Genomic DNA, 12220 nt, shown 5'->3' on the forward strand with positions numbered 1-12220 from the left:
AGGGCGGACGGTGGGCAGGCTCGCGACGGCGTACGGGCAGGCGCTGGCCCTCCACCGGCAGGCGGTGCGCCGCTGGGAGGCCGTCCGGCGGGCGCTCGCGGCCGCCGGACCGGTCGCCCCCGGCAGCCCCGAGCTGGTCGCCCGGCTGGCCCGCCTCGGCGCCACGCTGGCCGCCCCCGCGCCCGGCAGCGCCCGTCCCGCCACCACCCCCGTCCCGGTCCGCGTCGGCGAGGCGACCACCTTCGACGGTGGCTTCCCGGTGCTGGTCCCGCTGGCCGGCGGCACCCACCTCGCGGTCGACGCCGACGCGCGCGACCCCCGCGTCGGTGAGCTGCTGCGGGCGGTGGTGACCCAGCTGCTCGCCGCCGCCCCGGCCGGCACGGTCCGGGTGGCCGGCATCGACCCGGCCGCCTTCGGCGCCGCCTTCCTGCCGCTGCGCCCGCTGCTCGACGCCGGCGTGCTCGGCCCCGCCGCCACCACCGCGACCGAGGTGGCCGCCCTGCTCGACGAGGCGGAACGGCACGCCCGGGCCGCCCAGCACGCCGCCCGGGAGGACCAGGACCTGCTGCTGCTCGTCGCCGCGTCGGCCCCGGCGCCGCGCGAGCTGGCCCGGCTGGCCGCGCTCACCCACGCCGGCCCGGCCGCCGCGGTCTGCGTCGTGCTCGCCGGCTACCCGGCCGCCGGCCCGGGCGAGGCGCCACCGCCGCTCGGCGCCACCACCCAGCTCCGACTCGGTGAGCGGTACGCGCTGGTCGGCGACCCGCCCGGAGGGCCGTACAGCGGCGACGGGGGCGGGCTGGCCGCCCCGGTGGTGCTCGACGGCGACCCGTCGCACGCCACGGTCACCGCGCTGGCCCGGCAGCTCGCCGCGGCCACCCGCCGGGCCGAGGCGGTCACCTTCGCCGACCTGCTCCCGCCCCGGCGCTGGGCCGAGTCCTCCGGGCCCGGGCTGCGCACCGTGCTCGGCCGGGCGCTCCGGGCCGGGACGCCGGGAGGCGGAGCCGCCGGCGGCGAGCCGGTCACGGTGGCCTTCGACGACGCCACCCCGCACTGGCTGGTCGTCGGGCGCACCGGCGCGGGCAAGACGGTGTTCCTGCTCGACGTGCTCTACGGGCTGGCCGCCCGGTACGCCCCGAGCGAGCTGCAACTCCTCCTGCTCGACTTCAAGGAGGGGGTCAGCTTCACCGAGTTCGTCCCCACCGAGCGTGACCCGTCCTGGCTGCCGCACGCCCGGGCCGTGGGCATCGAGTCCGACCGCGAGTACGGCGTCGCCGTGCTGCGCGAGCTGCGCGACGAGCTGACCCGCCGGGCCGGCCTGCTCAAACGGCTTGCCGTGACCAAGCTCGCCGACCTGCCCGCCGAGCACCGGCCGCCCCGGTTCGTCACCGTGGTCGACGAGTTCCACGTGCTCTTCGCCGGCAACGACGCGCTCGCCCGGCAGGCCGTGGACCTGCTGGAGGAGTTGGCCCGCAAGGGCCGCTCGTACGGCCTGCACCTGGTGCTGGCCAGCCAGAGCACCACCGGGGTGGAGGCCCTCTACGGCCGGGCCGAGGCGATCTTCGGGCAGTTCCCGCTGCGGGTCGCCCTGCCCGGTGGGGCCGCGGTGCTCGACCCGCTCAACGACGCCGCCGGAGCGCTGACCGTGGGCACGGCCGTGGTCAACACCGCCGGCGGCGCGGCCGGCGCGAACATCCTGGTCCGCTTCCCCGACGCGCACGCCGCGACGGCCGACCTGGCCGCCCTGCGGCACGAGCTGTGGCAGGCCCGGCCGGCCGGCGCGCCGCCGCCGACCGTCTTCCGCGGGTACGAGACGCCCCGGCTGGCCGACGACCCCACCTGGACCGCGCTGCGACCCGGCGTCGAGCCGCCGCTGGCGCTGGTGGGCCGGACCGTCGACGTGGCCGGCAGCCCCGCCGCGTTCCCCCTCGACGCCGGCCCCGGCCGGCACCTGGCCGTCGTCGGCACCGCCGCGGCCGGGGCGGACGTGCTCCGGTCGGCCGCGCTCAGCCTGGCCCGGCAGCACGCCCCCGGCACGGCCCGCTTCCTGCTCGCCCCGCTGGCGCCGGGCACCACCGGGCTCGCCGACGACCTGGCGATGACCCTCGCCGCCGCCCGCCACCCGGTCCGCCGCCTGGACACCGCGGAGCTACGCACCCACCTCGCCGAGCTGGCCGGTGCCGCCACCCCGGCCGCCGCCCGCACCTACCTGGTCGTGTTCGGGGTGGACGCGGCGGCCGGCGCGCTGGCCGCGACCGACCCCGCGACGTTCCGCTCCGGCCACGACGACCTGCGCGCCGTGCTGCGCCAGGGCCCGGCGCGCGGCGTGCACCTGCTCGGCTGGTGGCGCGGCCTGCGCCGGCTCGGCGAGGACCTCGGCGGTAGCCAGAACCGCGACGACGTGGCCTGCCTGGTGGCGCTGAACGTGCCCGGCGCGGACCTCGGCCTCCACCTCGGCGCGCACGACCTCAGCTACACCCCCCGTGAGGGGCGGGCCCTGCTGGTCGACCGGCACGACCAACGGATCGCGCTGATGGTGCCCTTCGTGCCCGACGGAGACGACCGGTGACCGGATTCGAGGAGTACGCGGCCCTGGCCCGGGAGCTCTCCGCACGGCAGCGCGGCGGGGAGCAGGCCGTCGCCGCCGAGGCGGAGCGCCGCCGGACGCTGGCGGCCGCCGTCGACCAGCTCGGCCAGCGGCTCGCCGCCCAGGGGCAGCGCCTGGACCAGCTCGGCCGGGCCATCGGGATCGCCCCGCCGCCGGAGGACGCCGCGGTGCCGGTCGGGTCGCCGGCCACCGCCGTCGGGGCCGCACCCGCACCCTCCCCGTCCGGCGGTGCCCCGGCCCCGGCCGGAACCGGGGCGGGGGTGGCCGGCGGCGCAGCCGCCGCGCCGGGGCGGCCGGGGGTCGGGGCGTATCCGGACGGGACGGTGCCCGCCCAGCGCGAGGGTGACCCGCTGGCGGAGCTGGCCGCGGCCCGGCAGCTCGCCGACGAGGCCGACCGGTACGGGCAGCAGGCCGAGGCCCTCGCCCACCGGCCGGTGCTGCTGCCCTCGTGGTCGCCGCTCGGCCGCGCCGTGGCCGTGTACGCCGCGTGCGCGCTGGCCGGCTCGCTGCTGATGCTGGCCACGCTGGTCGGCTCGCCGATCCCGGTGACCGGGCTGGACCTGGTGGCCGCCGCCGCCTGCGCGGGGGTGCCGCTGCTGTCCTTCCTGGCCGGTCAGCTCGTGCTGGCCCGCTGGGGCAGACCGGTGCTCGGGGGAGACACCCCGCCGTCCCGGTACGTCCCGCTCGGCTTCGTCCTCTGTGCCCTGCTCTCCTCCGGCCTGTTCTGCCTCTACCTGGTGGCCTTCCGCCTGCTGCGTTGACCGCTTCGCGCGGCTTGCAGATCTTGGACGGTTTCGGCCCCGTCAGGGGCCGTTTCCTACCAAGATCTCGCCGTGCCCGGTCGCGTAGGCTGCGGGGCAGGCGACCAGGGGAGGGCGTGTGAGCGCGGCGCAGATCATCGCGAGGCTGGCGGCGGCCGCGCAGAAGCTGGACGAGGCGAAGGCCAAGGCCGCCGCTGCGGCGCAGGACGCCGCGGAGGCACGGGCGCTGGTCGCCGGCGCGCTGGAAGGGGTGGCCGCCGGGCCGCTGATCGGCGTCATCGACGCCTACCGGCAGGCGCTCGCCCAAGCCGCGCAGGGTGGCGAGCCGGCCCGCCAGCACGTCCAGGAGACCATCGCCAAGGTCCAGGCCCTCGGTAGCTGAACCGCGCCGTCTTCCGTCCCGCCGGGGCGGGGGCGGGTGATTCGCCGGTTTGTGCCTCCAGCGCGACAACGGGTTACCGGCGCGTAACTTTTCATTGACGTGTGTGAAATCGGACACGCATCATCGTTTCCACGATCGATCGGATCCCACCACCCGTCCCCCTCCCGGTACTCCGGGTGCCTCCCACCGGAGGTGCAGCCATGCTGCTCCGAACGATCCTGGCCGCCACCACCGCTGTCGCCGCCCTGCTCGTCCCGGCCACCGCCGCCCAGGCCGCACCGCAGCGCGCCGCCACCGTTGCGGCCGAGACCGCCACCACCGACGAAACCAGCCTCGCCGCCGCCGGCGCCAACCCGGTGATCGTCGTCGGCGGACTGATCGGAATCTCCATCGCGTACGAGCCCATCGCCGCCCGGCTGAGCGCCGACGGCTACCGGGTCTCCATCTACCAGCTGCCGAACCTCGGCTTCGGCGACATCCGGGAATCCGCCCGGGCCCTGTCGTCCTACGTGGACCAGGTCCGCGCCGCCACCGGGGCGGCCAAGGTGGACCTCGTCACCCACTCCGAGGGCGGCCTGGTCAGCCGCTGGTACGTGAAGTTCCTCGGCGGCGCCGACAAGGTCGACCACTACATCAGCCTCGGCACCCCGCAGTACGGCACCTACGTCGCCAACATCATCAACTTCCTCGGCCTGGGCAGCTGCGCCGGCATCGTCGCCTGCCAGCAGATGTCCATCGGATCGAGCTTCCTCGCCGACCTCAACGGCGGCGACGACACCCCGGGGGCGGTCCGCTGGACCACCGTCCGGACCTGGCAGGACGAGCTGGTCCGCCCGGTCGACAACGCCGTCCTCGCCGACGGCGCGAGCAACGTCCTGGTCCAGGCGTGGTGCCCGCTGCGGCTCGTCGGCCACCTCGGCCTGGTGCTCGACGGGACGACGTACACCATCGTCCGGCAGGCGCTCGCCGACGCCCCGATCTGGCCCAACTGCTTCGCCCTCTGACCCGCACGCCCCGGCCGGCCGCCCTCCGGGGCGGCCGGCCGTCGTCGGGGTCACGCCGCCTTGGCCAGCGCCTCGAACTCGTCGTCGGTGAGCGGCACCTCGGCCGCGGCGACGTTCTCCTCCAGGTGCGCCACCGAGGACGTACCCGGGATCGGCAGCATGACCGGCGAGCGGCGCAGCAGCCAGGCGAGGGCGAGCTGCGCGGGCGTCGCGCCGTGCTCGGTGGAGATCGCGTCCAGCGGACCGCCCGGCCGGGCCAGGTTGCCGGTGGCGATCGGGAACCACGGGATGAAGCCCAGGTCGTTGCGCTCGCAGTGGTCCAGCACGTCCTCGGCGCTGCGGTCGGCCAGGTTGTAGAGGTTCTGCACCGAGACGATCGGGGTGATCCGCCGGGCCGCCTCGATCTGCGCCACGGTCACCTCGGAGAGCCCGATGTGCCGGACCTTCCCCTCCTGCTTGAGCAGGGCCAGCTCGCCGAGCTGGTCCTCCAGCGGCACCTTCTCGTCGATCCGGTGCAGCTGGTAGAGCGGGATGCAGTCCAGCCCGAGATGGCGAAGGCTCAGCTCGCACTGCTGGCGCAGGTACTCCGGGCGGCCCACCGGCCGCCAGTCGCCCGGACCGGCCCGGGTCAGCCCGGCCTTGGTCGCGATGACCAGGTCGTCGGCGTACGGGTGCAACGCCTCCTTGATCAGCATCTCGCTGACGAACGGCCCGTACGAGTCGGCGGTGTCGATGAAGGTGACGCCCAGCTCGTACGCCCGCCGCAGCACCCGGACCGCCTCGGCCGGGTCCTTCGGGTCGCCCCAGACCCCCGGCCCGGTGAGCTGCATCGCCCCGTAGCCGAGCCGGTCGACCTGGAGGTCGCCGCCGATCCGGTAGGTGCCCGAGGCCTTCGCGGGCTGGGTGCTGGCACTGGTCGCCATGCCGGTCCTCCTGTGCGTCGTCGTCGGCGCGATCCCGCCGCCGACCGGAAGGCATTCCCGGGAATCGCCGCGCCCAACATCCGGCGTGCCGATCGTCGCAATCAGCCGGTGTGCCGGAGCACCACCAGCGCCCGGTCGTCGTCCGTACCGGGCAGGTCCCGCAGCAGGGCGTCCGCGATCGCCTCCGCCGGCTCGTCCCGGACCGCGACCAGCGCCCGGTGCAGGGCCGCCACGCCGTCGTCGTACGGCTGGCCGCGCCGCTCCACCAGCCCGTCGGTGTACGCCACCAGCAGGTCACCCGGCTCGAACGGCACGGTGGTCACGGTCATCGGCGCGTCCACCATGCCCATCGGCAGCGCGTTGGTGGTGTGCACCGCCTGCGGGTCCTGGCCGGCCCGGAGCAGCACCGGGTGCGGGTGCCCGGCGCGCACCAGGTGCGCCGCGCGGCCCGCCGGGTCGACCACCACGACCAGGCAGGTGCCCAGGAAGCCCACGCCGAGCAGCTCGGTCAGCCGGAGGAACAGCTCCGGCAGCGGGACGCCCAGCCGGATCAGGGTGTTGAGCACGGTGCGCAGCTGCGCCATGTCGGCGGCCGCCTCCACCTGGTGGCCGACCACGTCGCCGACCACCACGGCCAGCCGGTCGTCGTCCTGCCGGACCAGGTCGTACCAGTCGCCGCCGAGGTGCAGGCCGGTCATCGCCGGCTGGTAGCGGGTGGCGATCTCCAACCCGTCCGGGGTGGTCAGCGCGGAGCTGCGCAGGCGGCCGGCCAGCCGGGTCACCAGGTTGTGCTCGGCGGCGGCCAGGCGGACCCGTTCCAGGGTCTGCTCGCACAGGTCGGCGATGGTGTCCAGCAGGGCCAGGTCGCTCTCCCGCAGCGGCCGCTCCCGCCACCAGCCGAACCCCAGTCCGGCGATCGGCTGGCGCTGCGCGTCGAACAGCGGCAGCGCGACCGTGGTGACCAGGCCGTGCGCGCCGACCGGGTCGGGCAGGCCCGGGAACCGGGCGGCGAAGTCGGCGCGGTCGCGCAGGAGGATCCGCTCCCCGGTCCGCAGCGCGTGCACGATCGGGCGCGGGTCGTCGATGGTCAGGTCGTGGAAGGTCGCGGAGAGCGTCTCCGGCACCTCGTGGTACCAGAGCCGGACCAGCCGTCCCTCGTCCCGCATGGCCAGCCCGGGCAGCACCGCCCCGAGCGCGGTCGGCGCCGCGTCGAGGATCACGTCGATCGCCTCCGCGGTCGACCGGGCCACGCTCAGTCGGGCGGCGAAGTCGGCCATCGCCTGGGCCGAACCGGTCAGCTCGGCGCGCTGCAACGCCTGGCTGCACAGGCCCGCCACCGCGTCCAGCAGGTTGCGCAGCGCCTCGTCGTCGGCGACCGGCCGGGTCCAGCGCACCTCCAGCGCGCCGAGCGCGCCGCCGTCGCCGTACCGCAGCGGCAGGCAGAGGCCCGTCGTCTCCGCGCCGTCGCCGGTCAGCGGCAGCACCGCGTTCTCGCGTACGGCCCGGGCCAGCGGCTGGTCGGCGTCGACCGGGAGCGGCCCGGCCGGGGCGTCCCGGTCGGCCACCTCGAGCAGGGTGGTGCCCGGGTGGACGATCGCCACCCGCAGCGCGGCGGCGTCCACCACCGCCGGGGCGACGGTGGTCACCACGTCCAGGATGGCCGGCCGGCCCTGGGCGGAGCTGAGCGCCCCGGCCAGCCGGGCCAGCGCCTCCGCCTGCCGCAGCGCCCGCTGCCGGTCGCTCACGTCCCGCGCCACCGTCTCCGCCCGCCGGTGCTGCGCCCGGTACGCCAGGGCGCCGGCGAGGGCGGTGCCGACGTGGCCGGCCAGCAGCGACACGAACGAGAGGTAGTCCGCGTCGACCGGGCGGCGCGGGTTCAACCCGGCGACCAGCACGGCCATCGGGGCGGTGCCGCCGGGCGCCGGCACCGGCACCACGGCGACCGTGGGTACGCCGGGCCGGTCGGGATCGTCGGCCGGGTCGACGGGGAGCAGCCTAAGCTTCCCGTCCACCAGCACCTCGGCCAGCGGCCAGCGAGCCTCCGCGCCCGGCGCGGGCTCGGCCTCGTCGCCGGCGACCAGCCGCGGGCCGTCCGGACCGGCCAGGTAGAGCCGGACGAACGGCACGGACGGGCTGCCGGTCAGCGCCTTCACCGTGCGGCTCAGCACCTCCTCCGGCTCGGTCACGTCGACCAGCGCGGTGGCCAGCGTGGTGAGCAGCCGCAGCCGGCGCTCGCTGACCACCCGGCCGGTGGTCTCGGTGATCGCGGTGAACACGCCACCGGCTTCGCCGGACTCGTCGATGATCGGGCTGAGGGAGAAGGTGAAGTAGCACTCCTCGGTGAAGCCGTTGCGGTCGAGCAGCAGCCGCTGGTCCTCGTCCCAGGTGGCGCCCGCACCGGCCAGCACGCCGGCGAGCATCGGTCCGATGACGTCCCAGATCTCCGGCCACACCGCGACCGCCGGGCGGCCCAGCGCCGCCCGCTCGGCCGAGCCCAGGATGGGGCGGAACGCGTCGTTGTAGAGCATCACCAGCTCGTCCCCCCACAGCAGCAGGATGGGGAAGCGGGAATGCAGGCAGATGACGACCGCGGTACGCAGGCCCTGCGGCCAGCAGCCGATCGGGCCGAGCGGGGTGGCGGACCAGTCGTGGGCGGTGATCGCGACGCCCATCTCCCCGCCGGTGGCGAGGACGTCCTGCCATCGGGAGCCGTCCGGCGGGGTGTGGTCCACCCGGAACCTCCGCTCGGCGTCGGGGCGCGTCGGCGATACCCCGAAACGTACCAGCGCGGCGTCGAGCGCGGCGTTGTCGATCTTGTCCATCGCCGGGCCGCGCGGTCAAACCACGCAGCCGGTCGGCAACCCGGCCGCCGCGCGGGCAGTTGTGCCGAGCGACCGCGACGGCGGGGTACGCCGTGCGACGCTGGGCCGGAGTCGGGACGTACGCCTGGAGGTGCGCCATGGCCGCGACGCCGCGGGTCGACTTCGCGCTGGACACGTACGAGTGCATCGTGCTCTACCCGGGGCCGTCCGGCCGGGCCCTGCCGGAGGAGACCGTGCAGCAGCTCCAGGCCGAGCACCTCAAGCACATGCAGGCGCTGCACCGGCGCGGCATCATCCTGATCGACGGCTCGGTGGACGGCCCGGCCCGCGAACCGGACCCGCCGATCGGCTTCGGCCTGGCCCGTACCGGCTCCGTGGACGACGTGCGCAGCGTGATGGAGGCCGACCCGGCGGTGCAGGCCGGGCTCTACCGGGTGGACGTGCTGACCTTCCTCTGCCCGGCCGGCTCGCTGGAGTTCCCCCTGGCGAAGACACAGAGCTGACGCCCGCCCGGCGCGGGACGGGCCGGGAGCCCGTCCGCGCCCCGGTCGATGCGGTCCACGTCGCCCCGCCGGCGCCCCGGGAGCACCGCGTCGGGCGGTGCGGGCGAGCGGTACGATTTCCGCCGCGCGGTCGCCGATGCCCGCCGCTCACGACGTTCCGGTGCGGTTCCCGCCGCCCGCTGCGCGGAATCCGCGCGTCGTCGGACATTGTTCCGCAGTCCGAAAGGGGCCGGCCGGCAGGCCGACCCGGAGGAGAGACTAGCCTGATGGGCGTGAACCGCCGCGCGAAGATCGTCTGCACACTCGGCCCCGCCACCTCGTCCCCCGAGCGCATCCGGGGCCTGGTAGAGGCGGGCATGAACGTGGCGAGGCTCAACTTCAGCCACGGCAGTCACGCCGACCACGAGGCGGTGTACCGGCTGGTCCGCGAGGCCGCCGACGCGGCCGGCCGGCCGGTCGCGGTGCTCGCCGACCTGCAGGGCCCGAAGATCCGGCTCGGCCGGTTCGCCGACGGCCCGCACGAGTGGCGTACCGGCGACTCGGTGGTCATCACCGGCGACGACATCGTCGGCACCAAGGAGCGGGTCTCCTGCACCTACCGCAAGCTGCCGCAGGAGGTGAAGCCGGGCGACCGGCTGCTGATCGACGACGGCCGGGTGGCGGTCGAGGTCAGCGACGTGCAGGGCAACGACATCCGGGTCCTGGTCACCGAGGGTGGCCCGGTCTCCAACAACAAGGGCGTCTCGCTGCCGAACGTCGCGGTGAGCGTGCCGGCCCTGTCGGAGAAGGACGCCGAGGACCTGCGGTTCGCCCTCGGCCTGGGCGTCGACCTGATCGCGCTGTCGTTCGTGCGCTCGGCCGACGACATCAAGCTGGTCCACGCGATCATGGCCGAGGAGGGCGTCTTCCGCCCGGTGCTGGCCAAGGTCGAGAAGCCCGAGGCGGTCGACCACCTGGAGCCGATCGTGCTCGCCTTCGACGGCGTCATGGTCGCCCGGGGCGACCTCGGCGTCGAGCTCCCGCTGGACCAGGTGCCGCTGGTGCAGAAGCGCGCCGTGCAGCTGTGCCGGGAGAACGCCAAGCCGGTCATCGTGGCCACCCAGATGCTCGACTCCATGATCGAGAATTCGCGGCCCACCCGGGCGGAGGCCTCCGACGTGGCCAACGCGGTGCTCGACGGCGCGGACGCGGTGATGCTCTCCGGCGAGACCAGCGTCGGCAAGTACCCGGTGCTCACGGTCAGCACCATGGCCAAGATCATCCAGACCACCGAGTCCGGCTCGATCGGCGTGCCGCGGCTCCAGCACGACCCGCGGACGCACGGCGGCGCGCTCACCGTCGCCGCCTCCTCGATCGCCCGGGCCATCGGCGCGAAGGCCATGGTCGCCTTCTCGCAGACCGGCGACACCGTCAAGCGGCTCGCCCGGCTGCACTGCGACCTGCCGCTGCTGGCCTTCACCCCGGTGCCCGAGGTGCGCAACCAGCTCGCCCTCTCCTGGGGCGTCGAGACGTTCCTGATGCCGTTCGTCGCGCACACCGACGACATGTTCCGCCAGGTCGACCAGGCGCTGCTCGGCCTCAACCGGGCCAACCCGGGCGACTACGTGGTGATCGTGGCGGGCAGCCCGCCCGGCACCCCCGGCTCCACCAACACCCTGCGGGTGCACCAGCTCGGCTCGCTGGTCGACGCCGCCTCCGCGCGGGCCCTTCAGTGAGCGCGAGGAGTGAGCCGGGTTTGCGAGCCCCGCAGTCGCGAACGGAGACGGCGCAGTGACCGGCCGCCCGGCGGCGGCGACTGGCCAGGCGGCGGTCGACCAGCTCCTGGAGGTGCTGGACCTCGACCACACCGGCGAGATGACCTTCCGGGGGATCAGCCCCCCGGTGGGTCCGCAGCGGGTGTACGGCGGCCAGGTCGCCGGCCAGGCCCTGGTCGCCGCCGGGCGCACCGTCGACCCGGAGCGCTTCGTGCACTCCCTGCACGGCTACTTCGTCCGGCCCGGCGACCCGGCCGAGCCGATCGAGTACCAGGTGGAGAACGTCCGCGACGGCCGTTCCTTCTCGGTGCGCCGCTCGGTCGCGCTCCAGCACGACAAGCCGATCTTCTTCATGTCGGCCTCGTTCCAGCGGCAGGAGGAGGGGCTCGACCACCACGCGCCGGCCCCGACGGACGTGCCCGGCCCGGACGAGGTGCCGACCATGGCCGACCGGCTCGCCCGCTATCCGGAGCGGCTGGGCATCTGGGGCCAGATCCCGCGCCCGATCGACGTCCGCTACGTCGGCGAGCCCGGCTGGGTACGCCCCGGCGACCGCCCCGCCGAGCCGCACCAGCGGGTCTGGATGCGCATCGACGGCAAGCTCCCGGACGACGCGCTGCTGCACGCCTGCGCCCTCACGTACGCCTCCGACCTGACCCTGCTCGACTCGGTGCTGTCGGTACACGGCGAGGTCTGGGGCCCCGGCGGGGTGGTGGGCGCGAGCCTGGACCACGCGCTGTGGTTCCACCGCTCGTTCCGCGCCGACGAGTGGTTCCTCTACGACTGCTGGAGCCCGTCCGCCTCCGGCGCCCGGGGCCTGGCCACCGGCCGGATGTTCACCACCGACGGCCGGCACATCGCCAGCGCCGTCCAGGAGGGGCTGCTGCGCCGCGTGGGCGCCTGACCGGCGGGCGCGCGGCCGATCGGCGGTGACCGATCGGCCGAGGGGCGCGGAACCGGGCGGCCGGGCCGCCGACTAACCTTGCCGGCATGCGTCTCTCCGCCCGGGTCGACTACGCCCTCCGCGCGTCCGCCGAGCTGGCCTCGGTGGCCGACGGCGGGGCGACCGGACGGAGTCGTCCGGTGACCGCCGAGCAGATCGCCCGCAGCCAGGAGATCCCGCCGAAGTTCCTGGAGAGCATCCTGCTCCAGCTGCGCCGGGGCGGCATCGTGCACGCCCAGCGCGGCCCGGAGGGCGGCTACTGGCTGGCCCGGCCCGCGTCGGAGATCTCCCTCGCCGAGGTGATCCGGGTGATCGACGGGCCGCTCGCGCACATCCGCGGCCAGCGCCCCGAGCAGCTCGGCTACCAGGGTGCCGCCCGCGCCCTGCAGGACGTGTGGATCGCCCTGCGGGCCAGCGAGCGGGAGATCCTCGAACTGGTCACCCTCGCCGACGTGGCCGGCGGGACGCTGCCGGCCCGGGTCAACGAGCTGGCCGCCGACCCGAGCGCCTGGACCTGACCGCC

Annotated in this window: 10 protein-coding genes; 8 read left to right on the forward strand and 2 right to left on the reverse strand. The window is 75.5% G+C overall.

All coding sequences use genetic code 11. The features are described from left to right. The first annotated feature begins 10 nt into the window (after positions 1-10). From ACGFI9_RS17875 to ACGFI9_RS17890, 4 genes are all read left to right on the forward strand, one after another. A complete protein-coding gene (locus ACGFI9_RS17875) occupies positions 11-2566 on the forward strand; it encodes an FtsK/SpoIIIE domain-containing protein (protein WP_393179084.1) in 2556 nt (851 codons plus the stop codon). Continuing rightward, on the forward strand, positions 2563-3366 hold the full coding sequence (locus ACGFI9_RS17880) for a hypothetical protein (protein ID WP_393179085.1): 804 nt from the start codon (positions 2563-2565) through the stop codon (positions 3364-3366). Before ACGFI9_RS17875 ends, ACGFI9_RS17880 begins: the two co-directional genes overlap by 4 nt. A gap of 118 nt (positions 3367-3484) precedes the next feature. Next, entirely contained in the window at positions 3485-3748 is a 264-nt protein-coding gene (locus tag ACGFI9_RS17885; RefSeq protein ID WP_393179086.1) for a DUF6244 family protein, read from the forward strand. A 200-nt stretch (positions 3749-3948) separates the two neighbouring features. Then, entirely contained in the window at positions 3949-4752 is an 804-nt protein-coding gene (locus tag ACGFI9_RS17890) for a lipase family alpha/beta hydrolase (RefSeq protein ID WP_393179087.1), read from the forward strand. A 50-nt stretch (positions 4753-4802) separates the two neighbouring features. Here the strand turns inward: ACGFI9_RS17890 and ACGFI9_RS17895 are convergent, their stop codons facing one another. Together ACGFI9_RS17895 and ACGFI9_RS17900 are read right to left on the reverse strand one after the other, a co-directional pair. After that, positions 4803-5675, reverse strand: coding sequence for an aldo/keto reductase (locus ACGFI9_RS17895; RefSeq protein WP_393179088.1), 873 nt, complete (start codon positions 5673-5675; stop codon positions 4803-4805). Positions 5676-5776: 101 nt separating this feature from the next. Then, the gene (locus tag ACGFI9_RS17900) at positions 5777-8497 is read right to left on the reverse strand and encodes a SpoIIE family protein phosphatase (protein WP_393179089.1); all 2721 of its coding nucleotides are present in this window, start codon (positions 8495-8497) and stop codon (positions 5777-5779) included. Positions 8498-8634: 137 nt separating this feature from the next. Here ACGFI9_RS17900 and ACGFI9_RS17905 point away from each other — a divergent pair, with 137 nt between their 5' ends. The 4 genes from ACGFI9_RS17905 (at position 8635) to ACGFI9_RS17920 (ending at position 12215) form a co-directional block, all read left to right on the forward strand. Then, a complete protein-coding gene (locus tag ACGFI9_RS17905) occupies positions 8635-9000 on the forward strand; it encodes a YciI family protein (protein ID WP_393179090.1) in 366 nt (121 codons plus the stop codon). 266 nt (positions 9001-9266) lie between these two features. Next, positions 9267-10715, forward strand: coding sequence for a pyruvate kinase (pyk, locus tag ACGFI9_RS17910; protein WP_393179091.1), 1449 nt, complete (start codon positions 9267-9269; stop codon positions 10713-10715). A gap of 55 nt (positions 10716-10770) precedes the next feature. Beyond that, entirely contained in the window at positions 10771-11658 is an 888-nt protein-coding gene (locus ACGFI9_RS17915) for an acyl-CoA thioesterase (RefSeq protein ID WP_393179092.1), read from the forward strand. A gap of 86 nt (positions 11659-11744) precedes the next feature. Beyond that, positions 11745-12215, forward strand: coding sequence for an RrF2 family transcriptional regulator (locus ACGFI9_RS17920; protein ID WP_393179093.1), 471 nt, complete (start codon positions 11745-11747; stop codon positions 12213-12215). Positions 12216-12220 lie beyond the last annotated feature (5 nt).

The organism is Micromonospora sp. NPDC048930, from assembly GCF_043197935.1.
Taxonomy (GTDB): Bacteria; Actinomycetota; Actinomycetes; order Mycobacteriales; family Micromonosporaceae; genus Micromonospora.